Here is a 24,017-nt window from a genome sequence, read left to right as displayed (position 1 = left end):
ACAGCAAGGACAGCGATGCCCCCCAACACCACCGCCTCATCGGGTCAGAAGCCCGGCAAGTCCGGCAGGAAAAAGGGGCACAAAGCCCGACTGATCGTCCTCGTCCTGGTATTGGCCATCATCGGGGGCATCGCCTACGGGGCGTACTGGTCCATCAGCACCGTCCGCGCCTCCCTGCCGCAGACCAAGGGCTCGATCACGCTCGACGGCCTGTCGGGACCGGTCGACGTGAAGCGCGACAGCTACGGCATCCCGCAGATCTACGCCTCCACCGACGAGGACCTGTTCATGGCGCAGGGCTACGTCCAGGCGCAGGACCGGTTCTACGAGATGGACGTGCGCCGCCACATGACCTCCGGGCGGCTGTCGGAGATGTTCGGCAAGGGCCAGGTCGACAACGACGAGTTCCTGCGCACCCTGGGCTGGGACCGCGTTGCGAAGAAGGAGTACGACACCAAGCTGTCGGCCTCCACGAAGAAGTACCTCCAGGCGTACGCCAAGGGAGTCAACGCCTACCTTGCGGGCAAGGACGGCAAGGAGATCTCCCTTGAGTACGCCGCCCTGGGCTTCACCAACGACTACAAGCCCGAGCCGTGGACGCCCGTCGACTCGGTCTCCTGGCTGAAGGCGATGGCCTGGGACCTGCGCGGCAACATGCAGGACGAGATCGACCGCGCCCTGATGACCAGCCGCCTCGGCCCCAAGCAGATCGCCGACCTGTACCCGGACTATCCCTACAGCCGCAACAAGGCGATCGTCCAGGAGGGCCAGTACAACGAGCTCACCCAGACGTTCGAGCAGGGCGGCTCCACATCCGCGTCAGGTTCCACGAGCGGCGCGACGGGCACCAGCGGCACCTCCTCGGCCTCCACGGCCCTCCAGGGCCAGCTGGCGGGCCTCCAGGACGTCCTGGACGACGTCCCCGCGGCCGTCGGTGTGAACGGCAACGGCATCGGCTCCAACGCCTGGGTCGTCTCCGGCCGGTACACGATCACCGGCAGCCCGCTGCTGGCCAACGACCCGCACCTGTCGGCCTCGCTGCCGTCCGTCTGGTACCAGATGGGCCTGCACTGCCGCGCCGTCTCCAGCAAGTGCCAGTACGACGTGAGCGGTTACACCTTCGCGGGCATGCCAGGCGTCGTCATCGGCCACAACGCGAACATCGCCTGGGGCATGACCAACTCCGCTGTGGACGTCACCGACCTCTACCTGGAGAAGCTCAGCGGCAACGGCTACCTGTACGACGGCAAGACGCTGCCGTTCACCACGCGCGAGGAGACCATCAAGGTCGCCGGCGGCACCTCCAAGACGATCGTCGTCCGCGAGACCAACAACGGCCCTCTGCTCTCCGACCGCGACGACGAACTCGTCAAGGTCGGCAAGAAGGCCCCCGTGGACGCTGCCGCACCCGACCGCGGCGACGGCTACGGCATCGCCCTGCGCTGGACCGCCCTCCAGGCGGGCACCACCATGGACGCCGTCTTCGCCATGGACAAGGCGGCCAACTGGAACGACTTCCGCGCCGCGGCCGCCCTCTTCGAGGTGCCGTCGCAGAACCTGGTGTACGCCGACAGCAAGAACATCGGCTACACGCTGCCCGGCAGGATCCCCACGCGCGCGAAGGGCGTCGACGGCTCCCTCCCGCAGCCCGGATGGGACTCCAAGTACCGCTGGACCGGCTGGATCAAGCAGGGTGAACTGCCCTATGAGTACAACCCGTCGCGCGGCTACATCGTCACCGCCAACCAGGCCGTGATCGACCCGGACAAGTACCCCTACACGCTCACCACGGACTGGGGCTACGGCACCCGCAGCCAGCGGATCACCGACCTGATCCAGTCGAAGATCGACGACGGCGGCAAGATCTCGACCGACGACATGCGGCAGATGCAGGTCGACAACAGCAGCGAGATCGCCAAGCTGCTCGTGCCCACCCTGCTGAAGATCGACATCGACGACAAGGACGTCCGCGAGGCGCAGAAGCTGCTGGAGGGCTGGGACTACACCCAGGACGCCGACTCCGCGGCCGCCGCCTACTTCAACGCGGTGTGGCGCAACATCCTCAAGCTCGCCTTCGGCAACAAGCTGCCCAAGGAGCTCCGCGTCGAGGGCCAGTGCCTGTGGGTCGAGAAGGCCGACAGCACCGGCCCGGTCGACGAGGAGACCAAGGTCCGTGAGTGCGGCCAGCGCGATCCCGACCAGGCGCAGCCGGACGGCGGCGACCGCTGGTTCGAGGTCGTGCGCAACCTCATGAACGACGAGAAGAGCGACTGGTGGACGACGCCGAAGGGCGTCGGGGACCGCCCCGAGGCCACCAACCGGGACCAACTCTTCAAGCGCGCCATGATCGACGCCCGCTGGGAGCTGACCGCCAAGCTCGGCAAGGACATCGACACCTGGAGCTGGGGCCGGCTGCACCGCCTGTTCCTCAAGAACCAGACCCTCGGCACCGAAGGCCCCGGCTTCCTGAAGTACATCCTCAACCGCGGCCCCTGGAAGCTCAGCGGCGGCGAGGCCACGGTCAACGCGACCGGCTGGAACGCCGCCGGCGGCTACGGCGTCGTCTGGGTGCCGTCGATGCGGATGGTGGTCAACCTCGGTGACCTCGACAAGTCGAAGTGGATCAACCTCACCGGCGCCTCCGGGCACGCCTACAGCGCCCACTACACCGATCAGACGAGCAAGTGGGTCAAGGGCGAGCTGCTGGACTGGTCCTTCTCGAAGGACGCGGTCGACAAGAGCACGAGCGACACCCTGGTGCTCAAACCGTGAACCGCTGAAGCGCGGCTGAACGCGAACAACCGAAGGGCCCCTCCACACGCGCGTGGAGGGGCCCTTCGCGCACGTCGGGCGCGACGCACGAGCACGGGGCGTGCATCAACCGCCGCACGCCCCCTGAGCGTTCAGCGATCCGCCGCCCGCGCGTCACCACGAAAACGGCGCACGCCCGACGGCGTCACCACCGCGTCCACCGGCCGGTCGTGCGCCTCCTCCGGGACGCGCTCGACGACTTCGGAGTCGTAGAGCAGCACCACCAGCGCGGGATGCGCACCCGCACGCTCCAGGCGCGCGAGCACGCGGTCGTACGACCCACCGCCCCGCCCCAGCCGCATGCCACGCGCGTCGACCGCGAGGCCGGGCAGCAGCACGACGTCGGCGGCGGTCACGGCGTCGGGGCCCAGACGGTCGCCCGCGGGCTCGAAGAGGGCCATCTTCCCGCCGGGCCGGATGCGTGCGAGAGAGCCCTCGCCCGCGTACGCGCCCCAGTCCAGGTCGTTGTCGGGCAGGAGCGCGGGGAGCAGGACGTGCGCGCCCCGCGCGCGCAGCGCGTCCAGCAGCGCGAGCGTGCCGGGCTCGCTCCCCACCGAGACGTACGCCGCCACCGTGCTCGCCTGCGCCAGCTCGGGCAGCTCGAGCGCCCGCTTCGCCAGCGCGGTCGCCGTTTCCCGCAGGTCATCGGCCGTCAACCTGCTTCTCACCGAGAGGAACTCTCGCCGCAACATTCGTTTGTCAGGCTCGTCAGGACGTCCGATGTGACTCACAGTCCGCTCCCTTATCCTTTCAATGCGCTCATATCAGGGTTAATTAACCGGAGCCTCAGATTCCCTGCAAAGGCACCGGATAAGGTTGCGGGCATGACTCAGTCGCACCCTCGGATCAGCAAGGCTGTCATCCCAGCAGCAGGCCTCGGCACCCGGTTCCTGCCGGCCACCAAGGCCACTCCCAAGGAGATGCTGCCGGTCGTCGACAAGCCGGCGATCCAGTACGTGGTCGAGGAGGCCGTCTCCGCGGGCCTCGACGACGTCCTCATGGTCACGGGCCGCAACAAGCGCCCCCTCGAGGACCACTTCGACCGCAACTACGAGCTGGAATCGGCCCTTCAGAAGAAGGGTGACGCCAGCCGGCTCGCCAAGGTGCAGGAGTCCAGCGACCTCGCGACGATGCACTACGTCCGCCAGGGCGACCCCAAGGGCCTCGGTCACGCCGTGTTGTGCGCGGCCCCGCACGTGGGGCACGAGCCCTTCGCCGTTCTCCTCGGCGACGACCTGATCGACCCGCGCGACCCGCTGCTCAAGCGGATGGTCGAGGTGCAGGAACAGCACGGCGGCAGCGTCATCGCCCTCATGGAGGTCGCTCCCGAGCAAATCCACCTCTACGGTTGCGCGGCCGTAGACCCGACCGGCGACGGTGACGTCGTCAAGGTCCACGACCTGGTCGAGAAGCCCGCCGCGGCCGACGCCCCGTCCAACTACGCGATCATCGGCCGCTACGTCCTCGACCCGCACATCTTCGACATACTCCGCAAGACCGAGCCCGGCCGCGGCGGCGAGATCCAGCTCACCGACGCCCTCCAGCAGCTCGCGGCGGACGAGAAGGTCGGCGGCCCCGTGCACGGCGTCGTCTTCAAGGGCCGCCGCTATGACACCGGCGACCGTGGCGACTATCTGCGTGCCATTGTCAGACTCGCGTGCGAACGTGAAGACCTGGGCCCGGACTTCCGGACCTGGCTTCGCAGTTACGTAGCCGAGGAGATGTAGCAACGTTGAGCAACGCCGCGCCCCGCACCACCGGCCAGGACCACCTCTGGTCGGTGGACGAACACCTGGAGGACATCCTCGCGACAGTCCGCCCCCTCGAACCCATCGAGCTGCAGCTCCTCGACGCCCAGGGCTGCGTCCTGGTCGAGGACGTCACGGTGCCGGTCTCACTGCCGCCGTTCGACAACAGCTCCATGGACGGGTACGCGGTACGGGTCGCGGATGTCGCGGGCGCGAGCGAGGAGTTCCCCGCCGTCCTGGACGTCGTCGGGGACGTCGCGGCGGGCCAGGCCGACCTGCTCCATGTGGGCCCCGGCCAGGCCGCCCGCATCATGACCGGCGCCCCCCTGCCGCCCGGCGCCGAAACCGTCGTACCGGTGGAATGGACCGACGGAGGCCTCGGTGAGGGGCCCGTGACCGGGATGCGCGCCCGCGCACTGGCCCCCGAGGGCGCCGAAGGACACGTGCACGTGTACCGGCCCGCCGAGGCACGCGCGCACGTACGCGCCAAGGGCAGCGACGTCAAAGCCGGCGACCGCGCCCTCGAAGCCGGTACGGTCCTCGGCCCTCCGCAGATCGCCCTGCTCGCCGCGATCGGCCGCGGCACCGTACGCGTGCGCCCGCGCCCGCGCGTGGTCGTCATGTCCACCGGCAGCGAACTCGTCCAGCCCGACGAGGGACTCGGCAGCGGTCAGATCTACGACTCCAACAGCTTCGCCCTCACCGCCGCCGCCCGCGACGCCGGCGCCATCGCCTACCGCGTGGGCGCCGTCGCCGACGACGCCGAAACTCTCCGCGACACCATCGAGGACCAGCTTGTCCGCGCCGACCTCATGGTCACCACGGGCGGCGTGAGCGTCGGGGCCTACGACGTCGTCAAGGAAGCCCTCTCGCACGTCGGCGACGAGGACGAGGCGGGCAGCGGCATCGACTTCCGCAAGCTCGCCATGCAGCCCGGCAAGCCCCAGGGCTTCGGCTCCATCGGTCCCGACCACACCCCCCTGCTGGCGCTGCCCGGCAACCCGGTGTCCTCGTACGTCTCCTTCGAGCTGTTCGTGCGCCCCGCGATCCGCACCCTCATGGGACTGGACGACGTCCACCGGCCGCGCACGCGCGCGAAGCTGACCGCGGGCAAGGCGCTGACCTCGCCGAAGGGGCGCAGGCAGTTCCTGCGCGGGACGTACGCCGACGGCGCGGTGACCCCCGTCGGCGGCGCGGGCTCGCACCTGGTCGCGGCCCTCGCGCACGCGGACGCGCTGATCGTCGTCCCGGAGGACGTGGAGAGCGTCGAGCCCGGCACCGAGGTCGAGGTGGTCCTGCTCGGCTGAGTGCTCCTGGTTGGCGGTACCGTGTCGCGCACAACAGGCCCCTGCGCCGCACCGCGAAGGGCCGAGACCGGGAGCGCCACACAGCATGAGTACGCAGGACCGACTGACGCACATCGACGAGGCGGGCGCCGCCCGCATGGTCGACGTATCCGAGAAGGACGTGACCGCGCGCACCGCCCGCGCCAGCGGCCGCGTCCTCGTCTCGCCCCGCGTGATCGAGCTGCTGCGTGGCGAGGGAGTCCCCAAGGGTGACGCCCTCGCCACCGCGCGGATCGCCGGGATCATGGGCGCCAAACGCACCCCGGACCTGATCCCGCTGTGCCACCCGTTGGCGGTGTCCGGTGTGAAACTGGACCTGTCGGTCGCGGACGACGCCGTGGAGATCCTCGCCACCGTCAAGACGACGGACCGCACGGGCGTCGAGATGGAGGCCCTCACCGCGGTCTCCGTCGCCGCGCTCACCGTGATCGACATGGTCAAGGCGGTCGACAAGGGAGCGGTCATCACGGACGTGCGCGTGGAGGAGAAGACCGGCGGCAAGTCGGGCGACTGGAGCCGGGCGTGAGCGCCGGGGCCCATGAGGCAGAGCGCGCGCCGTATCGCGCGCTGGTCGTCACCGCCTCCAACCGTGCCGCCGCCGGTGTCTACGAGGACAAGGGCGGCCCCCTCATCGCCGAGGGACTGAGGAGCTTCGGCTTCGCCGTCGAGGGACCCCAGGTCGTGCCCGACGGCGATCCCGTGGAAGCCGCCCTGCGCGCCGCCGTGGAGGCCGGTTACGACGCCGTCGTCACCACCGGCGGCACCGGCATCTCACCCACCGACCGCACCCCCGAGGCCACCCGCAGGGTGATCGACCACGAGGTGCCGGGCATCGCCGAGGCCATCCGGGCGTTCGGACGGGAGAAGGTGCCGACCGCGGCTCTCTCGCGAGGACTGGCCGGAGTCTCGGGACGCACGCTGATCGTCAACCTGCCGGGCTCCACCGGCGGGGTGAAGGACGGACTGGCCGTCCTGGAGCCCCTGCTGACCCACGCCGTCGACCAGATCCGCGGCGGCGACCATCCCAGACCCGGCGCCGGTAACGGGGGTGTGAGCTGAACAGCCCAGCCTGGCCCGTCGTGCTCGCGGACGGCGATGTCGTCCTGCGGCCGATAAAGATGCGCGACCAGCGGGCGTGGCGCGAGGTCAACCGGCGCAACCGCGACTGGCTGCGCCCCTGGGAGGCGACCATCCCGCCGCCCACGCCCAGCGGGCCGATCGCGCACCGCCCGACCTACCGGCAGATGGTGCGTCATCTGCGCTCCGAGGCGAACGCGGGCCGGATGCTGCCGTTCGTCATCGAGTACCAGGGGCGGCTCGTCGGGCAGTTGACCGTCGCCGGGATCACCTGGGGCTCGATGTGCTCGGGGCACGTCGGCTACTGGGTGGACGAGTCGGTGGCCGGCCGCGGCGTGATGCCGACGGCGGTGGCGCTGGTCGTGGACCACTGTTTCCGGACCGTCGGCCTGCACCGCATCGAGGTCTGCATTCGTCCCGAGAACGGGCCCAGCCGACGCGTCGTGGAGAAACTCGGATTCCGCGAGGAGGGCCTCAGGCCCCGTTATCTCCACATCGACGGAGCCTGGCGCGACCATCTCGTCTTCGCGCTCACGGCGGAAGAGGTGCCGGAAGGGTTGCTCGCACGGTGGCAGCGGGCACGCTCACAGAAGGCGCCGCACCACACGCCCCGGAACCCGCAGAACACGCCGGGGAATCCCACATAGACCTGAGAAATTGAATATATGTTCGAGAATGATCGGTCGGAGACCGTCTCAGGGCATTAAATTCGCGCCCTCGGCGGCCTGCTGATCGCATCGGTCACAAAAAAAGCTCGAAATATCAGCCAGATCGTGCGACACACCGGCCCAATTGGCGGATGGCCTCACGCAAACCCCTCTACCGTGTGAGGCGTGAGCAGCAGCGGCCTCATCTACGCAGTCATTGTCGGGGCCTGGGCCGCCTACTTGGTGCCGATGTGGCTCCGTAGGCAGGACGAGCTGAACGAGGCCCGTCCGACGGAACGCTTCAGCACCGCCATCCGGTTGCTGTCCGGACGGGCGGGGATGGAGCGTCGGTACGCCAAGGACCTGCGGGCGCGCTCCACCGAGGAGGGGGAGCCCAGCGCCGTCGACCCGGATGCCGTCACCGACTCGGTGGACGTCCGGGCTTTCGCCATGCCTCCGACGCGCCCACAGGCGCGCGCGGAGATCCACGCGCGCGCGGAAGCACCGGCGTCCGGGCGCAGGGAATCGGTGCGTGAACCGGCGCGCGAACGGGCAGCCGAGCCGGCGCCCGCAGCCGCGTCGGCACCGGCGCCCGCATCCGGATCCGCGCCCGCGCGCAGACCCGTGCCCACCCCCCGGCGCACCCCCTCGGCCGAGGCCGCCGCAGCGCGCGCCCGGCGCACGAAGGCGCTCGCGCGCCGGAGGCGCACCACCGTGGCGCTCTTCCTCGCGTTCACGCTCGGCGCGATCGTCGCCGCCGTCGGAGGACTCGCGTTCCTCTGGGCGCCAGGCGTACCCGCCGTGCTGCTCAGCGCGTACATCGCCTACCTGCGTTCCCAGGAACGCCGCCGCTTCGCCTACCAGATGGACCGCCAACGGGCGGAGGCGGCGGCGCAGCGCCTGAAGGAGCGTGCGCGACAACCGCGCCGGCGGCCGTCCGCGGACGGCCCCGCCGACGCGGACGAACCGGACGAGGGACCAGAAGCCGAGCAGCAGGACGCCGGGCTGTCGGCGCTCGCCGCCGACCGGCGTGCGCTCGTCGAGCAGACCGATCACGCCGAGTGGGTCGACCAGCAGCGTGAGCGGCAGCGGCGGCCGGGGCACGGGGACAGCTGGGAGCCGGTGCCGGTGCCGTTGCCGACGTATGTGACCGCGCCGGTCGCTCCGCGGGCCACGGCCGACGTGGACCTGGGGGCGCCGGACGCGTGGAGCTCGGCGCGGTCGAGTTCGGTCGCCGGGGACCGGGAGGCGCGCGCCGGACAGGACGGCTCCGGGTCGGACGCGGAGCCGGGGGAGCCGCCCCGCGCGGAAGCCGCCGAGGCCGCCGAGGACAGGGCGGACGGCGGCGGGCGCAGTGACGCTCGTCGGGCCGCGTCCGCGCGGCGGGCCCGGGAGCGGGGGCGCACGCCGCTGTTCGACCAGTACGAGGACGGGGAGCGGCCGCGCGCGGCCAACGAGTAGCCGAGGCAGCCCCCACCTGTGGGTTGCCGCTCCGGCAGGGCAGGGAACGGATTTCCAAGCACCCCGATCGGGGTGCTAAGGTTTCACTCGTTGCAAGGGCCTGTGGCGCAGTCCGGTAGCGCACCTCGTTCGCATCGAGGGGGCCAGGGGTTCAAATCCCCTCAGGTCCACGCAGCATAGAGCCCCTGGCGGTGATCACCGCCAGGGGCTCTTGCCATGCCTGCGCGAGGAAGAGTTGCCGCCACCTAACGCCGGCCGCCGACCGGACCCCGTAGCGCGAGACCCGCCGGGACCACCGCCGCGACGACGGCGAGGACGGCGCAGGCCGCGGTGGTCGCGCCGAGTTCGGGCCAGGGGACGTGGATCGGGGACCGTACCGACTGAAGGCCGAGCGCGGTCCACATGCCGGTGAGGTTGAGGGTCGTCACCAGCAGGCCCAGGATCGCGCCCGCCGCGACCACCGTCAGGGACTCCAGGGCCACGAGACGGAGCACCTGGGCGCGCGTGGCTCCCGCAAGCCGTAGGGACGTCAGTTCGCGGGTGCGGTCGGACGTCGCCATCAGGAGCGTGTTGACGAGCGAGAGGGCCGTGTACAGGAGAGCTATCCCCAGGACCAGGAGATAGCCGAGGCGGGTGGTCGCGTCGGCGGCCGTGAAGCCGGTCGCGGGGTGGGCGGCGGCCAGCCATGCGTCGCGGGTGAGCAGCCTCGCCTGGGGGGCCGCCGAGCGCAGGGCAGCCCGCACCGACTTGGCCTCGGCGCCCTCCCGCACCCGCACCTCCACCCGGTCCACCGCCGCCCCGCGCGCGTTGGCAGGCGTGACGTACACCCCGTTGTCGCCCGTCCCGACCGGCATCACCGCGGCGATGCGGAGGGATCTGCGGGTGCCGTCGCCGAGCCAGACGGTGACGTGTTCGCCGACCTCGTGCCGTGCCCACTCCTCGTTGACGACGATCGAGTCGTCGGAGAGATCGGAGAGCCTGCCTGCCGCCAGAGGGACGGCGGTCGTCCTGGCGAGCCGCTCCGGATCGGCCGCTCTCGCCTCGGACTTGACCAGGGCCACGCCCTCCTCCAGGACGTACACCTCGCTCGACGCGGTCGGTGAGACCTCGGCGCCCCGGACCGCGCGCAGACGGTCCACCGTCCGCGGGTCCAGGCCCGTCGCCGAGGTCAGCACGTAGTCGGCCCGTGTCCGCTCCCGTGCCTCCGTGGCCCGCGCGTCGTTCAGGGTCGCTGTCGCGCCCAGCAGCGAGCCCGTCAGGGCCACCGTGACCAGCACGGGAGCGGCCAGGGCGGCCGTGCGGCGGAGGGAGGTCGTGGTGTTGGCGCGGACCAGCATGCCGCGCGGGGTGAGAAGCCGGATCAGGGGGCGGACCAGGAGCGGCGACAGGAGGGCCGTCGCCGTGATCAGGAGCAGCGGACGGCTGGTGTACGTCTTGCGGTGCAGCAGGTCGCCCGGATCCGTCAGGAGCGTCACGGCGAGCGTGACCGCCGCCGTCAGCAACAGGGCCGCCCCGCACAGGAGTCGGGCCCGCGTCAGAGGCTGCTCGTCCGCCGACGCCTCGCGCAGGGCCTGGGCCGGGGCGGTGCGGCCGGCCCGCCAGGAGGCGGCCGTCGCCCCGCACAGCGCCACCGACAGGCCCGTCCAGAACGCCATTTGGTACGGCCAGACAGGGGTGCCGATCGTGAACCAGGCCGGCGCGACACCACCTTCGACCACCCGCTCCGCGAGCCATGGGGCGCCGTACGACCCCAGCGCACAACCTGCCGCCGACGCGAGGACGCCCACGAACAGGGCTTCCGCCAGCACCGTGCGCCGGATCTGGCCCGGCGTCGCGCCCGTGGTGCGCAGCAGGCCGAACTCCCTGCGGCGCTGGGCCACCGCGAACGCGAAGGTGGACGCCACGACGAACACCGACACGAAGCCGGTCACCCCGCCGGCCGTGCCGAACAGGGCGTTCAGCGTCGTCAGCGCCTCGGCGTCACGGCCGGGATCCGCGTCTGCGAGCCGCCGCTCGACGCCGACCAGTACCCGGGCGCCCGTCCCAGAGGACGCCACCACCCGTCGTACCGCCTCCGGCGCCGCCTCGACCACGAGCTGCGTGCTCACCGGCGCCAACTCGGCGGCACGCGCGTCCGTGTAGAAGAGGGCGCGTTCGAAGCCGGGGGAGCGTGCATCGCCAACCACGCGCCCCGCGTGGACTGAGGGCGCCGCGCCGACGGCGCGCCCAGCGCCCACCGCGCCCACCGCGCCCACCGCGCCCACCGCGCCCACCGCGCGCGCCGTGCCTGCCGCGCGCCCCACGTCGCCCACGCGCGCCGTGCCCACCACCCGTACCGTGCCGTGCGCCGTCCGCAGACGCTCTCCCACGGCCGTCCCCGTACCCGTGGCGGCCACCACCTCGTCCGCTGCGCGTGGCGGTCGGCCCGACGTCAGGTGGTACGGGGCGAAGGCCGCGGTCGACCAGGGGTGGCCGATCAGGTCGTCGTGTACCGCGAAGGTGCGGTCCTGGGTGACCGGGCCGAGCTCGCGGAGCGCGGCCACCGTCTGACGCGGTATCGGGCGTGGGTGGGCCAGGGGTTGGGTGCGGTCGCCGATCCGGGTCTGTACGCGCAGGGTGTCCTCTCCTTGCACCACGACCGGGGCGGCGGCGAAGCGTTCCGGGGCGCGCTCGGGGGCGTCGAGGGAGGAGGCGAGTGTCAGGCCCATGACCGTGAGCAGGGCGACGCCCAGGGAGAGGGCGACGAAGCTGCCGGTGAAGGTGGTCCAGCGGCAGCGCAGGGTGCGCAGGGCGAAGGTCAGCACGGCGCCGCCTCCAGCGTGGTCATACGGGTGGCCACGTCGGCCGCCGACGGCCCCGTCAGCTCCCCGTGGACCCTGCCGTCGACCAGGAAGACGACGCGGTCGGCGTACGACGCGGCCACCGGGTCGTGCGTGACCATGACGATCGTGCGGTCCTCGGTGTCGACCAGGTCGCGGAGCAGCGACAGCACCTCGTGGCCCGCGCGGGTGTCCAGGGCGCCGGTGGGTTCGTCGGCGAAGAGCACCTCGGGGCGGGTGATCAAGGCGCGGGCCAGCGCCACGCGTTGCTGCTGGCCGCCGGAGAGCCGGTCGGGGCGGTGTCGGGCGCGGTCGCCGAGTCCGACCCGTTGCAGTGCCTCACGCGCGCGTGCCTTCGACACGCGTCGGCCGGCCAGGCGCAGCGGCAGGACGACGTTCTGCTCGGCGGTGAGGGAGGGCAGGAGGTTGTACGACTGGAAGACGAAGCCGACGCGTTCGCGGCGCAGCAGGGTCAGACGGCGTTCGCTCAGCCCGGTCAGTTCCGTGTCGCCGATGCGCACCGAGCCCGAGGTGGGCCGGTCCAGGCCGGCCGCGCACTGCAACAGCGTCGACTTGCCCGAGCCGGACGGGCCCATGACCGCCGTGAACGTGCCCCCGGGGAAGGCCAGTGAGACGCCGTCCAGGGCTCTCACGCCGTCGTCGCCGTCGCCGTACCGCCTGCTGACGGACGTCAGTCTGATCGTCATGTGCCCTCATTAGGTGTGGAGTAGTTCGCGGACGTTCAGGAGAGGGCTCCACCAAACCGCGTCACCGCACCCCGAAGCAGTGCGGCAGAAGCGAGACTTGGGGTAGGGCCAGGCATACCCCCGGTTCTCCGGCTGGACGGATTCCGTCCGCCCCGGCCCGGCTCCTACCGTGATCTCCATGACGGTGTGGCAGGCGCTCGGCGGGCGTGGGTATCTGAGGTCGGCGTGGCCGTGGCGGTCGGTCGCGTTCCTGGCGAGCGGGGCGCTGTTCGGGGCGGTCGTGCTGGTCGGGATCGTCGCCGGGGTCGCCGTGGGGGCGGCGACGGCCGTCGTCCTCGTCGGGCTGCCGTTGCTCGTGCTCACCGCGCTCGCCGGGATTCCGGTGGCCGCCGTGGAGCGGTGGCGGGTGCGGACGGCGGGGGTGGGGGACGCGCCCGCGGGGGCGCATCGGGTGCCTGACGCGCCGGGGCTCGCGCGCTGGCTCGTCGTACGGCTCAAGGAGCCGGAGACCTGGCGGGAGTTGGCGTACGCCGTGCTTCTCGCGCTCGTGCTGTGGCCGCTGGACGCGCTCGTCGTCACCTTCGCCGCCGGGGTGCCGCTGTTCCTGCTCGCGACGCCGCTGCTGGTCGCCTTGGAGGGCGAAGCGAAGGTGGTCAAGCTGTGGACGGTCGACACCTGGCCGGCCGCGACCGGGGCCGCGGTGGCCGGGGGCGTGTTGCTCCTGGTGGGGGCGTACGTGCTGGGGGTGGCCGCCGGGGCGCGCGCTGAGGTGGTGAGGGCGTTGTTGGGGGCGCGTGGGCAGGACAGTGCGCGGGTCGCTGAGCTCGTGCGCTCGCGCGTGCGGCTGGTGGACGCCTTCGAGGCGGAAAGGCGCCGTATCGAGCGCGACCTGCACGACGGCGCACAACAACGGCTCGTTGCCCTCACCATGCGCCTCGGCCTCGCCCGCCTCGACGTCCCGCCCGGCCCGCTCGCCGACCAACTCGCCACCGCGCACGGCGAGGCCGAGAAAGCCCTCGCGGAACTCCGCGAACTCATCCACGGCATCCACCCCAAGGTCCTCGCCGACTACGGCCTCGAAGCCGCCGTCACCGACGCGGCCGACCGCAGCGCGATCCCCGTGGACGTCCACCTCGACCTGCCTGGACGGTTGTCCCAACCCGTCGAGTCCGCCGCCTACTTCGTCGTCTGCGAAGCCCTCGCCAACGTGGGCCGACACAGCGGGGCGAGCCGGGCGGTCGTCAGCGGGGGGCACGACGAGGAGCGGTTGACGCTGGAGATCCGGGACGACGGACGCGGGGGCGCGGACCTCGACGGCGGCACCGGGCTGACCGGTCTCGCCGACCGGGTGTCAGTGCTCGATGGCAGACTCTTCCTGTCCAGCCCGCCGGGCGGACCGACCCTGCTGCGAGTGGAGATCCCTTGCCGGCCGACCGAGCCCTGCGCATAGTCCTCGCCGAGGACAGCGTGCTGCTGCGCGACGGACTCGTCGGCCTGCTCACCCGGTTCGGGTACGAGGTGGTCGCGGCCGTGGGCGACGCGGACGCCCTCCTCGCCGCCGTCGCCGAACACACGCCGGACGTGGTCGTGACGGACGTCCGCATGCCGCCCGGCTTCCAGGACGAGGGACTGCACGCGGCGGTGAAGCTGCGCGAGGAGCGGCCCGGGCTGCCGGTGCTGGTCCTCAGCCAGTACGTGCAGCGGGCGTACGCCGCCGAACTCCTCGACTCCGGGGACGGCACCGGGGTCGGCTATCTGCTCAAGGACCGGGTGGGCCAGGTCGAGGAGTTCGTGGCGGCGCTGCGGGAGGTCGCGGCCGGGGGCACGGTCGTGGACGCCGAGGTCGTACGGCAGTTGCTGCGCCGGCGACGGGATCCGCTCGCCCGGCTCACCCCGCGCGAGCGGGAGGTGCTGGCGCTGATGGCCGAGGGCAAGTCCAACGGCGCGATAGCCAAGGCGCTGGTGGTGTCCGAGGCGGCCGTCGGCAAGCACATCGGCTCGATCCTCACCAAGCTGGACCTGCCCCCGGCCGACGACACGCACCGCAGGGTGCTGGCGGTGCTCGCCTACCTCAGGGCCTGACGGCCCTCGAAGAGAAGCGGCGGTCACAGCGCCTTCGCGTAGCAGCGGCTGGACTCGTAGTGCCGGTAGTAGCCGAACTTCTCGCACGGCTCGTAGCCGCTGGAGAGATACAGCGCTATGGCCTCCGGCTGCTTGTCGCCGGTCTCCAGGACCATGCGGAGCCGGCCCGCCGCGCGCGCGTCCTCCTCCAGGGCGGCCAGGATGCGCCGGGCGAGGCCGTTGCCCCGCGCCTGCTCTATGACGTACATCCGCTTCAGCTCGGCGTCCCCGTCGCGGTACCCCTCGTCGTTGGTGTCCTGCGTGCGCCAGCCACCCGTGGCGACCGGGCTGCCGCACTCGTCGTAGGCGATGAGATAGACGCCGTTCGGCGGGTCGAAGTCGGACGGGGCCAGGGGCGTGGCGTCGCCGTCGTCGCCGTAGCGGACGGCGTACTCGGCCTGGACCTGGTCGTTGAGCTTGACGGCGTCGGGGTGGTCGAAGGAGATGCGACGGATGACATGCATGTCGGAAACGGTAAGCCAAGACCGTCCAGAACAGGACTCAGTCCAAGGTGCGGGTAAGGTGCCCTGGTGCTCACTGTGACCTCTGCGAATGTAAACGGACTCCGCGCCGCCGCGAAGAAGGGCTTCGTGGAGTGGCTCGCGGACACCTCCGCCGATGTGCTCTGCCTGCAGGAGGTGCGCGCCGAGCCGCAGCAGCTGCCCGAAGAGGTCCGTACACCCGAGGGCTGGCACGTCGTGCACGCGCCCGCCGACGCCAAGGGCCGCGCCGGCGTCTCCCTCTACAGCCGCCGGGAGCCCGACCGCGTCCAGGTCGGCTTCGGGTCGAGCGAGTTCGACACCAGCGGGCGGTACGTCGAGGTCGACCTGCCCGGTGTGACGGTCGCCTCCCTCTACCTCCCCTCCGGCGAGGTCGGCACCGAGCGCCAGGACGAGAAGGTCCGCTTCATGGGCGAGTTCCTCGCCTACCTCAAGGGCTTGCGCGAGCGCTGTGCCGCCGACGGCCGCGAGGTCGTCGTCTGCGGCGACTGGAACATCGCCCACCAGCCGGCCGACCTGAAGAACTGGCGCGCCAACCAGAAGAACTCCGGCTTCCTGCCCGAGGAGCGGGAGTGGCTGACGCGGGTCTTCGACGCGACCGACGGCGGTTACGTCGACGTGGTGCGGGCGCTGCATCCCGATGTCGAGGGGCCGTACTCGTGGTGGTCGTACCGGGGGCGGGCCTTCGACAACGATTCAGGTTGGCGCATCGACTACCACGTCTCGACTCCCGGCCTGGCCGCCAAGGCGGTCAAGGGGTTCGTGGAGCGGGCGGCCACCCACGCCGAGCGCTGGTCGGACCACGCGCCGGTGACCGTGGTCTACGACCTCTGACCCCTGGCCTCTGACCCCTGGCCTCTGACCCCTGGCCTCTGACCCCCTGGCCTCTGACCCTAGGCGTCCTGTCCCCGCTAGCCCTGCTTGCGCAACCGCCGGTCCAACGCCAGTGACAGTTCCGCCTCCACCACGCTCCGTGCGAGGGGGCGCAGGCGGGCGAGGTCGTTTTCCGTGGCGTGGCGGAGGACCAGGTCGGTGAACATCTCCGCCAGTTCGTCGACGTGGTCGCGGACGCGTTTGCCGGCGGCCAGGACCTCGGCGAGGGGGATGCCCTCGGCGACCAGGGCCGAGGAGACGTCGAGGAGGCGGCGGCTGATGTGGACGATCTCGTCGCCGTCGGTGCCGAGGTAGCCGAGCTCCAGTGCGGCGGCGAGGTTCTCCGGGGTGACCTGGCCCTCGAAGCGGGCGGCGAGTTCCTCGGGGGTGAGGCGGACCGGTTCCTCTTCGGAAGGGGGGTCCACGCCCAGCAGGTCCGCCACGTCGCGGCCGTGGTCCAGGGCCTCCGCCAGCTCCCCGATGCCGGTCAGGGTGTGGCCGCGTTCCAGCAGGGCCGCGATCGTGCGCAGGCGGGCCAGGTGATGGTCGTCGTACCAGGCGATACGGCCCTCGCGGCGGGGCGGCGGGAGCAGTTTGCGTTCGCGGTAGAAGCGCAGGGTGCGCACGGTGATGCCGGCCTTCCTCGCCAGCTCCTCCATGCGGTACTCGCGGTGCTCCTGCTTCTCCGTCACGCCCGCAGCCTATGTTGTACCGCCGGTAACTTTCCTTCCCCCGACCCCTACCCATCGGTACGGAGCTGCTCTACCCTCCGATTGCGCCAGTGTTCACTGGCGGAGTCGGACAGCGTGGAGGGTTCGGGATGACCGAGCACGAGCATGTGCGGGTGGCGGTGATCGGGTCCGGGTTCGGGGGGCTCGGGGCCGCCGTACGGCTGCGGCGGGAGGGTGTCACCGACTTCGTCGTGCTGGAGCGGGCGGACAGCGTCGGGGGCACCTGGCGGGACAACAGCTATCCCGGGTGCGCCTGTGACGTGCCCTCCCACCTCTACTCCTTCTCCTTCGCCCCCAACCCCGACTGGCCGCGCACCTTCTCCGGGCAGGAACACATCCGGGCCTATCTGGAGCACGTCGCCGACGTCTTCCACCTCCGGCCGCACATCCGCTTCGGCTCCGAGGTCATGCGGATGGCCTGGGACGCGGAACGGCTGTGCTGGGACATCGAGATCAGCGGGGGCCGGCGGCTCTCCGCCGACGTCGTCGTCTCCGCCACCGGGCCGCTGTCCGACCCGAAGATCCCCGACATCCCGGGGCTCGACTCCTTCCCCGGCAAGGTCTTCCACTCCGCCCGCTGGGACCACGGCCTCGACCTGCGCGGCAAGCGCGTCGCCGTGGTCGGCACCGGGGCCTCCGCGATCCAGATCGTGCCCGCCATCCAGCCGCAGGTCGGCCGGCTCACCCTCTTCCAGCGCACCCCGCCCTGGGTGATGCCCCGCGTCGACCGGGCCATCACCGGCGCCGAGCGGGCCCTGCACCGGGCGCTGCCGTTCACCGGGCAGGCCCGGCGCGGACTGCTGTGGGGCATCCGGGAGTTGCAGGTCTCGGCGTTCACCAAGCACCCCGAGCAGCTCGGGTTCGTCGAGCAGCTGGCCAAGCGGAACATGGGGCGGGCCGTCAAGGACCCGGCGCTGCGCGCCAAGCTCACCCCCGACTACCGCATCGGCTGCAAGCGCATCCTGCTGAGCAGCGAGTACTACCCGGCGCTCGCCCGGCCCAACGTCGACGTCGTCGCCGGCGGTCTGCAGGCAGTCCGCGGCTCCACCCTCGTCGCCGCCGACGGCACCGAGGCCGAGGCGGACGTCATCGTCTTCGGTACGGGCTTCCACGTCACCGACATGCCCATCGCCGAGCGGGTCGTGGGCGCGGAGGGCCGGACCCTCGCCGAGGTGTGGAAGGGCGGCATGGAGGCCCTGCGCGGCGCCTCCGCCGCCGGGTTCCCGAACTGGATGACCATCATCGGGCCCAACACCGGCCTCGGGAACTCCTCGATGATCCTGATGATCGAGTCCCAGTTGAACTACCTGGCCGACTTCGTACGGCAGTTGGACGTCCTCGGCGGACGCGCCGCCCTCGACGCCCGGCCGAGCGCGGTCGGCGCCTGGAACCGGCGGGTGCAGGAGCGGATGAAGCGCACGGTGTGGAACACCGGCGGCTGCACCAGCTGGTACCTCGACGAGGGCGGCCGCAACACCACCATCTGGCCGGGCACGACGAGCGAGTTCCGGCGGGCGACACGGCGTGTGGACATCACCGAGTACGAGGTGATCCGCGCCCAGAAGGTCACCAAGAAGACGGAGACGAAGGACGAGGTGTCCGCGTGAGCCGGCTCATGTCCGTCGTGTCCGGGCCCTACGCCCCGCCCGCCCCCACCCGTGAACTCACCGCCGTCTCCGCCGACGGCGCCCGCCTGCACGTCGAGGTCCACGGGCCCGAGGGCGCCCCCGCCGTCGTCCTCGCCCACGGCTGGACCTGCTCGACCGCCTTCTGGGCGGCGCAGATCCGGGACCTCGCCGTCGACCACCGGGTCATCGCCTACGACCAGCGCGGCCACGGACGCAGTCCCGCGAGCCCGGCGTGCAGCGTGGACGCGCTCGCCGACGACCTGGAAGCCGTACTGGAAGCGACCCTGGCACCCGGGGAGAAGGCCGTGATCGCCGGGCACTCCATGGGCGGGATGACGGTGATGGCCGCCGCCACCCGGGCCGCCTTCCGGGAGCACGCCGCCGCGGTCCTGCTGTGCAGCACCGGGTCCTCGCGGCTGGTCGCCGAGTCGACCCTCGTACCCCTGCGGCCCGGGCGGCTGCGGACCTGGCTGACCCAGCGCGTCCTCGGATCGCGGGCGCCGCTCGGGCCGGTCACTCCTCTCGCCCGGCGGATCCTCAAGTACGGGACGATGGGGCCAGGTTCGGCCCCGCACATGGTGGAGGCGTGCGCGCGGATCGTGCACGCGTGCCCGCGCAAGGTGCGGTACTCCTGGTCGCAGGTGCTCGATCTGCTCGACCTCGACCACGGCGTGCGCTCCCTCGATGTGCCGACGGCCGTCGTCGTCGGGACCGCCGACCGGTTGACGCCGCCGGTGCACGCGCGTGAGCTGGTGGCGGCGCTGCCGCAGTGTGTGGGGCTCACCGAACTGCCGGGACTCGGGCACATGACGCCCGTGGAGGCTCCCGAGCTGGTCACCGGGAAGATCCGGGACCTCGTGACGACGTACGCGACGCTCAAGGAGGGCGCATGAGCAGGGTCGGTCTCGAAGGACAGGTCGCCGTCGTCACGGGCGCCGCGCGCGGTGTCGGCGAGCTGCTCGCGCGCAAGCTGTCGGCGCGTGGGGTGAAGGTGGCGCTGGTCGGCCTGGAGCCGGACGCGCTCAAGCAGGTCTCCGAACGGCTGCACAGCGACAGCGACCACTGGTACGCCGACGTCACCGACCACGAGGCGATGGCGCGGGTCGCGCGGGAGGTCAAGGAGCGGTTCGGGAAGGTCGACATCGTCGTCGCCAACGCCGGTGTGGCGACTGGCGGTCCGTTCGTGGACTCCGACCCGGAGGCGTGGCGGCGGGTCATCGAGGTCAACCTGATCGGGTCGGCGGTCACCGCCCGGGCCTTCCTGCCGATGCTGATGGAGAGCCGGGGGTATCTGCTCCAGATCGCCTCGCTGGCCGCCATCACGCCCGCGCCGATGATGACCGCGTACTGCGCGTCCAAGTCCGGTGTGGAGGCGTACGCGCACAGTCTGCGGGCCGAGGTCGGCTACAAGGGCGTGCGGGTCGGCGTCGGCTATCTGTCCTGGACCGACACGGACATGGTGCGCGGCGCGGATCAGGACGAGGTCATGCGGGAGCTCAGGCAGCGGCTGCCGTGGCCGTCCAACAAGACGTACCCGCTGGGCCCGGCCGTGGACCGGATCGTCGCCGGGATCGAGCGGCGGGCCGGCCATGTGTACGGGCAGTGGTGGCTGCGCGGCATGCAGGGCGTGCGCGGGTATCTGCCGGGGCTCATCGGGACGGTCGGGGTACGGGAGATGCGGCGCTTCGGAGACCGGTTGGAGGGCATGCGGTCGGGACTCGTCGGCGCAGGTGGGGCCGCCGATGAGGAGGCGCGCGCTACGCACCGTGACTGATCGAAATGCGCACTGTGTCCGGGCGTGTGAATCTGGTCGAGGCCCCGGCTCGGGGCTCTTCCCCCACCCACTTCGGGAGTGAACCCACATGGGTATGAAGGACCAGTTCCAGGACAAGTCGGAGCAGTGGCAGGAGCAGGCCAAGCAGCGCGCTCAGCAGGGCAAGGAGCAGGCGCAGCGTGGCAAGGAGCAGCCGCAGCGCGGCAAGCAGCGGGACGAGGAGACGGAGCGGCTCCTGAATGAGGAGCAGGACCGGCTCGACCAGGACTACGACGCGTAGCCGCTGCGCTCGGCTTCAGCCGCTGAACATGGGGTGCCCCGAGGATCGGGGCACCCCATGTTCGCGTGGCCGTTCTGGGATGCGGTGTCGGGTGCAGGGGGGTGGGGGCTGGTCGCGCAGTTCCCCGCGCCCCTCAGGGAGTTGCCCGCGCCCCGGATTCAGAACCTCCCGGCGAATTTGCTCAAGACCTCGGCGGCAACTTCGGCCTCGACCTGTCCGGTACGTCGCTGTAATCCGGCGGCGTCGCAGGCGGGTTGGTGGTCAGGAGGTCCACCGCCAGCTTCACCGCGTCGTCCAGCTGCGCGTGGCGGCCCTCCGCCCAGTCCAGTGGGGTGCGCAGGATCTCCAGGTCCGGGGTGACGCCCCGGTTCTCCACGCTCCAGCCGTACGCGTCGAACCAGCCCGCGTTCATCGGCACCGTGATCACCGTGCCGTCGCCGAGCTGGTGGCGGCCGGTCATGCCGACGACCCCGCCCCAGGTGCGCTGGCCGACCACCGGGCCCAGCTTCAGCAGCTTGAACGCGGCCGTGATCATGTCGCCGTCGGAGGAGGTCGCCTCGTCCGCGAGGGCGACCACCGGCCCCCTCGGGGCGTTCGAGGCGTACGACACCGGCTGGGCGTTCCTCGTGAGGTCCCAGCCGAGGATCGTGCGGGTCAGCTTCTCCACGACGAGTTCGCTGATGTGGCCGCCCGCGTTGCCGCGTACGTCGACGATCAGGGCCGGCCTCGACACCTCCATGCGCAGGTCCCGGTTGAACTGGGCCCAGCCGGAGCCGCCCATGTCGGGGATGTGCAGATAGCCGCAGCGGCCGCCGCTCAACTCCCGTACGACCTCACGGCGTTTGGCCACCCAGTCCTGGTAGCGCAGGGGGCGTTCGTCGAGCAACGGCACCACGGCCACCCGGCGCGCGCGGCCCTCGCCCTCCGCCGGGGTGAACGTCAGCTCCACCGTCGTACCGCCCGCCCCGGCGAGCAGCGGGTACGGTCCGGTCACCGGGTCGACGGGGCGGCCGTCGACGTGGGTGAGGACCGCGCCCTCGCGGATGCCGGTGCCGGCCAGCGGGGAGCGGGCCTTGGAGTCGGAGGAGTCGCCGGGCAGGATGCGCTTGACGGTCCAACCGGCGTCCCGGCGGACGAAGTTGGCGCCCAGGAGGCCCTGGCGGCGCTGGTAGTGGGGCGGGCCCTCGTTGCGGCGGGCGGCGGTGACGTAGGCGTGGGAGGTGCCCAGTTCGCCGAGGACCTCGCGGAGCAGGTCCGCGAACTCGTCGGGCGTGGCCACCCGTTTGACCAGCGGGCGGTACTGGTCGAGGACCGCGTCCCAGTCGATGCCGCACATCCCCGGGTCCCAGAAGTAGGCGCGGATCAGCCGGCCCGCCTCCTCGTACGCCTGACGCCACTCGGCGCCGGGGTCGACGTCGTGCAGGATGCGGCGGGCGTCGATCCACACGGTGGAGTCGCTGTCGCCGGACTCGGTGGCGGGCACCGCGCGCAGGTCGCCCTCGTCGACGATCACCAGCCGTGAGCCGTCGCCGCTGACCGCGAACCAGTCGAGGTCGTCGACGAGTTCGGACTTCTTCGCCTTGCTGATGTTGAAGTACTCCAGGGTCGGGCGGCCGCTGGTGTCGTCCGGGTTGGCGAAGGTCTCGCCGAGGGCGCCCGAGATCGGCCAGCGCAGCCAGACCAGCCCGCCGCCCGTCACCGGGTACAGCGCCGAGTACTTGGAGGCGCTGACGGGGAAGGGGGTGACGCGGCTCTCCAGGCCTTCCACCTCCACCGTGACCGTGCTGCCGTCGCCGGGCTCGTCCTCCGCCGGGTCGAGGCCGCCCGCTGCCGGGCGGCCTTCGGGGTTGAGCGCGAAGGGGGAGGGGGTGGCCGAGGACAGAGGGACCAGGTACGGGCGGCAGCCCAGCGGGAAGGAGAGGTCGCCGGTGTGGACGTCGTACACCGGGTCGAAGCCGCGCCAGGAGAGGAAGGCGAGGTAGCGGCCGTCGCGGGTGAAGACCGGGTTCTCGTCCTCGAAGCGGCCGTTGGTGACGTCGACGATCAGCCGGTCCTTCATGCGGGCCATCTTGATCTGGCGCAGGGAGCGGCCGATGCCGGGGTGCGACCAGGTCAGCCAGGAACCGTCCGGGGCGAAGGACAGATCGCGGACCGGGCCGTTGATCGAGCGGATCAGCTCGGTGACCTCGCCGTTGGAGTCCTCCGTCGCGTCGATGAGGAGCAGCCGGCCGTCGTGGGAGGCGATGGCGAGGCGTTCGCCCCGCGGGTCGGAGACCAGTTCCAGGACGCGGCCCAGTTCGCCGGAGGCGAGCCGGCGGGGCTCGCGGTCGCCGGTCGCGCGGGGCAGGTGGGCGATCTCGATCGCGTCCTCGCCCTCCGCGTCGGTGACGTAGGCGACCTGGCCGACCGAGCCGAGCATCTCCGGGAGCCGGACCCGTACGCCCGGGGTGTCCGTGATCGTGCGGGCCGGGCCGTCGCGGTGGGTCAGCCAGTACAGGCTGCCGCGGACGACGACGGCGCTCGCGCGGCCCGTCTCGTCGACCGAGACGCCGTCCACGTGCTGGGCGGCCGGCACCTGGTACGGACGGCGTCCCGCGCGCGGGCCGCTCAGCCGGACGTCGAGCCTGCGGGGCGTCCCGGCCGGGGAGAGGTCGTCGACGATCCACAGGTCGCCCGCGCACTGGTACACCACCCGGGTGCCGTCGCTCGCCGCGTGCCGGGCGTAGAAGGCGTCGTGGTCGGTGTGGCGGCGCAGGTCGGAGCCGTCGTGGGCGCACGAGTAGAGGTTGCCGACGCCTTCGTGGTCGGAGAGGAAGGCGATCCGGCCGCCGACGAACATGGGGGAGTGGAGATGGCCGTCGAGGTCCTCCAGGAGGCGGTGGCCGTGCAGCCACAGGCGGCCCGTGGCGCCGCCGCGGTAGCGCTTCCAGGCGGCCGGTTCGTGCGGCGGGGTGCCGGTGAGCAGCAGGGTTCTGCGGTCGCCGTCGAGATCGGCGACCTGGATGTCGGAGACCGGGCCCCAGGGAAGCTTGCGGCCGGGGTCGCCGTCGGTGCGGACCTTGTAGGCCCAGGTGAAGTAGGAGAAGGGCTCGCCGTGGGAGGCGACGGCGAGGATCTGGCCTTCCGGCGTCCATCCGCAGACCTGCGTGTCCGGCGAGCCCCAGTACGTGAGCTGTCTGCCGGGACCGCCTTCCACGTCCGCCAGATGGATCTCCGGCACGAGGCTGCGCCAGCTCGTGTACGCGATGTGGCGGCCGTCGGGGGAGAAGCGCGGGTGGCCCACCTTGGTACGGTCGACGGTGAGCCGCCAGGCGCGGTCCGTGCCGTCCAGGGGGGCCAGCCACAGGTCGTCCTCGGCCACGAAGCACAAGAGGTCGCCGCTCAGATGCGGCAGGCGCAGATAGCTCACCTCTTCATGCTTTTCCGGGGGATGAGCCGGAGCAACTTGTGAAAAACCGGACCCGGGTGACGCAGGACACGAACGAAACCGTTTC

At 71.6% G+C, this 24,017-nt stretch carries 20 protein-coding genes and 1 tRNA gene; 15 read left to right on the top strand and 6 right to left on the bottom strand.

The window, feature by feature from the left end; translation table 11 throughout:
* The first annotated feature begins 15 nt into the window (after nucleotides 1-15).
* A complete protein-coding gene (locus CRP56_RS17965; protein WP_097265264.1) occupies nucleotides 16-2,772 on the top strand; it encodes a penicillin acylase family protein in 2,757 nt (918 codons plus the stop codon).
* A 131-nt stretch (nucleotides 2,773-2,903) separates the two neighbouring features.
* On the opposite strand, the gene CRP56_RS17960 is transcribed toward CRP56_RS17965, so the two are convergent.
* The gene (locus tag CRP56_RS17960; RefSeq protein WP_097265262.1) at nucleotides 2,904-3,503 is read right to left on the bottom strand and encodes a 5-formyltetrahydrofolate cyclo-ligase; all 600 of its coding nucleotides are present in this window, start codon (nucleotides 3,501-3,503) and stop codon (nucleotides 2,904-2,906) included.
* A gap of 132 nt (nucleotides 3,504-3,635) precedes the next feature.
* On the opposite strand from CRP56_RS17960, the gene galU reads away from it, so the two are divergent.
* The 7 genes from galU to CRP56_RS17925 all read left to right on the top strand — a co-directional run bounded on the left by galU (nucleotide 3,636) and on the right by CRP56_RS17925 (nucleotide 9,260).
* Nucleotides 3,636-4,538: a UTP--glucose-1-phosphate uridylyltransferase GalU gene (gene galU / locus CRP56_RS17955; RefSeq protein ID WP_097265260.1), complete on the top strand. Its 903-nt coding sequence runs from the start codon at nucleotides 3,636-3,638 to the stop codon at nucleotides 4,536-4,538.
* A 5-nt stretch (nucleotides 4,539-4,543) separates the two neighbouring features.
* Complete coding sequence (gene glp / locus CRP56_RS17950) at nucleotides 4,544-5,866, top strand: molybdotransferase-like divisome protein Glp (protein ID WP_097265258.1); 1,323 nt, start codon at nucleotides 4,544-4,546, stop codon at nucleotides 5,864-5,866.
* A gap of 85 nt (nucleotides 5,867-5,951) precedes the next feature.
* Nucleotides 5,952-6,431 carry a cyclic pyranopterin monophosphate synthase MoaC gene (gene moaC / locus CRP56_RS17945; protein WP_059196052.1) on the top strand — a complete coding sequence of 160 codons (480 nt, stop codon included), beginning with the start codon at nucleotides 5,952-5,954 and terminating at the stop codon, nucleotides 6,429-6,431.
* Complete coding sequence (locus CRP56_RS17940; RefSeq protein ID WP_097265256.1) at nucleotides 6,428-6,964, top strand: MogA/MoaB family molybdenum cofactor biosynthesis protein; 537 nt, start codon at nucleotides 6,428-6,430, stop codon at nucleotides 6,962-6,964. Before moaC ends, CRP56_RS17940 begins: the two co-directional genes overlap by 4 nt.
* Before the next feature lie 20 nt (nucleotides 6,965-6,984).
* On the top strand, nucleotides 6,985-7,629 hold the full coding sequence (locus CRP56_RS17935) for a GNAT family N-acetyltransferase (protein WP_097265254.1): 645 nt from the start codon (nucleotides 6,985-6,987) through the stop codon (nucleotides 7,627-7,629).
* Nucleotides 7,630-7,815: 186 nt separating this feature from the next.
* A complete protein-coding gene (locus CRP56_RS17930; protein WP_097265252.1) occupies nucleotides 7,816-9,090 on the top strand; it encodes a gephyrin-like molybdotransferase receptor GlpR in 1,275 nt (424 codons plus the stop codon).
* 96 nt (nucleotides 9,091-9,186) lie between these two features.
* Nucleotides 9,187-9,260: transfer RNA gene (locus CRP56_RS17925), tRNA-Ala, on the top strand.
* 75 nt (nucleotides 9,261-9,335) lie between these two features.
* On the opposite strand, the gene CRP56_RS17920 is transcribed toward CRP56_RS17925, so the two are convergent.
* Both CRP56_RS17920 and CRP56_RS17915 read right to left on the bottom strand, forming a co-directional pair.
* The gene (locus CRP56_RS17920) at nucleotides 9,336-11,894 is read right to left on the bottom strand and encodes an FtsX-like permease family protein (RefSeq protein ID WP_257040813.1); all 2,559 of its coding nucleotides are present in this window, start codon (nucleotides 11,892-11,894) and stop codon (nucleotides 9,336-9,338) included.
* On the bottom strand, nucleotides 11,888-12,616 hold the full coding sequence (locus tag CRP56_RS17915; RefSeq protein ID WP_097265250.1) for an ABC transporter ATP-binding protein: 729 nt from the start codon (nucleotides 12,614-12,616) through the stop codon (nucleotides 11,888-11,890). Before CRP56_RS17915 ends, CRP56_RS17920 begins: the two co-directional genes overlap by 7 nt.
* Nucleotides 12,617-12,794: 178 nt before the next feature.
* On the opposite strand from CRP56_RS17915, the gene CRP56_RS17910 reads away from it, so the two are divergent.
* Nucleotides 12,795-14,066 carry a sensor histidine kinase gene (locus CRP56_RS17910; protein WP_097274176.1) on the top strand — a complete coding sequence of 424 codons (1,272 nt, stop codon included), beginning with the start codon at nucleotides 12,795-12,797 and terminating at the stop codon, nucleotides 14,064-14,066.
* The gene (locus tag CRP56_RS17905; RefSeq protein WP_097265248.1) at nucleotides 14,039-14,698 is read left to right on the top strand and encodes a response regulator; all 660 of its coding nucleotides are present in this window, start codon (nucleotides 14,039-14,041) and stop codon (nucleotides 14,696-14,698) included. The genes CRP56_RS17910 and CRP56_RS17905 overlap by 28 nt, the downstream gene beginning before the upstream one ends.
* Before the next feature lie 23 nt (nucleotides 14,699-14,721).
* On the opposite strand, the gene CRP56_RS17900 is transcribed toward CRP56_RS17905, so the two are convergent.
* Nucleotides 14,722-15,201: a GNAT family N-acetyltransferase gene (locus CRP56_RS17900; RefSeq protein ID WP_097265246.1), complete on the bottom strand. Its 480-nt coding sequence runs from the start codon at nucleotides 15,199-15,201 to the stop codon at nucleotides 14,722-14,724.
* A 66-nt stretch (nucleotides 15,202-15,267) separates the two neighbouring features.
* Between CRP56_RS17900 and CRP56_RS17895 the strand changes: the two genes are divergently transcribed.
* Nucleotides 15,268-16,071, top strand: coding sequence for an exodeoxyribonuclease III (locus tag CRP56_RS17895; RefSeq protein WP_097265244.1), 804 nt, complete (start codon nucleotides 15,268-15,270; stop codon nucleotides 16,069-16,071).
* 77 nt (nucleotides 16,072-16,148) lie between these two features.
* Here the strand turns inward: CRP56_RS17895 and CRP56_RS17890 are convergent, their stop codons facing one another.
* On the bottom strand, nucleotides 16,149-16,769 hold the full coding sequence (locus CRP56_RS17890) for a MerR family transcriptional regulator (protein ID WP_179851315.1): 621 nt from the start codon (nucleotides 16,767-16,769) through the stop codon (nucleotides 16,149-16,151).
* Between the two features lie 161 nt (nucleotides 16,770-16,930).
* On the opposite strand from CRP56_RS17890, the gene CRP56_RS17885 reads away from it, so the two are divergent.
* The 4 genes from CRP56_RS17885 (at nucleotide 16,931) to CRP56_RS17870 (ending at nucleotide 20,523) form a co-directional block, all read left to right on the top strand.
* Nucleotides 16,931-18,448: a flavin-containing monooxygenase gene (locus CRP56_RS17885; RefSeq protein WP_097265240.1), complete on the top strand. Its 1,518-nt coding sequence runs from the start codon at nucleotides 16,931-16,933 to the stop codon at nucleotides 18,446-18,448.
* On the top strand, nucleotides 18,445-19,362 hold the full coding sequence (locus CRP56_RS17880) for an alpha/beta fold hydrolase (protein WP_097265238.1): 918 nt from the start codon (nucleotides 18,445-18,447) through the stop codon (nucleotides 19,360-19,362). Before CRP56_RS17885 ends, CRP56_RS17880 begins: the two co-directional genes overlap by 4 nt.
* Nucleotides 19,359-20,243: an SDR family oxidoreductase gene (locus CRP56_RS17875; protein WP_097265235.1), complete on the top strand. Its 885-nt coding sequence runs from the start codon at nucleotides 19,359-19,361 to the stop codon at nucleotides 20,241-20,243. The genes CRP56_RS17880 and CRP56_RS17875 overlap by 4 nt, the downstream gene beginning before the upstream one ends.
* 88 nt (nucleotides 20,244-20,331) lie before the next feature.
* Nucleotides 20,332-20,523 (top strand): hypothetical protein, encoded by a 192-nt coding sequence (locus tag CRP56_RS17870; protein ID WP_097265233.1) that lies wholly within the window; start codon nucleotides 20,332-20,334, stop codon nucleotides 20,521-20,523.
* Between the two features lie 181 nt (nucleotides 20,524-20,704).
* Here the strand turns inward: CRP56_RS17870 and CRP56_RS17865 are convergent, their stop codons facing one another.
* Nucleotides 20,705-23,932 carry a S41 family peptidase gene (locus tag CRP56_RS17865; protein ID WP_097265231.1) on the bottom strand — a complete coding sequence of 1,076 codons (3,228 nt, stop codon included), beginning with the start codon at nucleotides 23,930-23,932 and terminating at the stop codon, nucleotides 20,705-20,707.
* Nucleotides 23,933-24,017: the final 85 nt, after the last annotated feature.

This window comes from Streptomyces sp. TLI_55, from assembly GCF_900206255.1.
Taxonomy (GTDB): domain Bacteria; phylum Actinomycetota; class Actinomycetes; order Streptomycetales; family Streptomycetaceae; genus Streptomyces; species Streptomyces aquilus.
Note: the sequence above shows the minus strand (reverse complement) of the source record. Positions and strands in the feature narration are given on the sequence as shown.

What these genes read in the sequence shown, in the direction of transcription:
- CRP56_RS17965 (WP_097265264.1), top strand. Translation starts at nt 16, where the DNA reads ATGCCCCCCAACACCACCGCCTCATCGGGTCAGAAGCCCGGCAAGTCC.
- CRP56_RS17960 (WP_097265262.1), bottom strand. Translation starts at nt 3,503, where the DNA reads ATGTTGCGGCGAGAGTTCCTCTCGGTGAGAAGCAGGTTGACGGCCGAT.
- galU (WP_097265260.1), top strand. Translation starts at nt 3,636, where the DNA reads ATGACTCAGTCGCACCCTCGGATCAGCAAGGCTGTCATCCCAGCAGCA.
- moaC (WP_059196052.1), top strand. Translation starts at nt 5,952, where the DNA reads ATGAGTACGCAGGACCGACTGACGCACATCGACGAGGCGGGCGCCGCC.
- CRP56_RS17915 (WP_097265250.1), bottom strand. Translation starts at nt 12,616, where the DNA reads ATGACGATCAGACTGACGTCCGTCAGCAGGCGGTACGGCGACGGCGAC.
- CRP56_RS17910 (WP_097274176.1), top strand. Translation starts at nt 12,795, where the DNA reads ATGACGGTGTGGCAGGCGCTCGGCGGGCGTGGGTATCTGAGGTCGGCG.
- CRP56_RS17900 (WP_097265246.1), bottom strand. Translation starts at nt 15,201, where the DNA reads ATGCATGTCATCCGTCGCATCTCCTTCGACCACCCCGACGCCGTCAAG.
- CRP56_RS17890 (WP_179851315.1), bottom strand. Translation starts at nt 16,769, where the DNA reads ATGGAGGAGCTGGCGAGGAAGGCCGGCATCACCGTGCGCACCCTGCGC.
- CRP56_RS17885 (WP_097265240.1), top strand. Translation starts at nt 16,931, where the DNA reads ATGACCGAGCACGAGCATGTGCGGGTGGCGGTGATCGGGTCCGGGTTC.
- CRP56_RS17875 (WP_097265235.1), top strand. Translation starts at nt 19,359, where the DNA reads ATGAGCAGGGTCGGTCTCGAAGGACAGGTCGCCGTCGTCACGGGCGCC.
- CRP56_RS17870 (WP_097265233.1), top strand. Translation starts at nt 20,332, where the DNA reads ATGGGTATGAAGGACCAGTTCCAGGACAAGTCGGAGCAGTGGCAGGAG.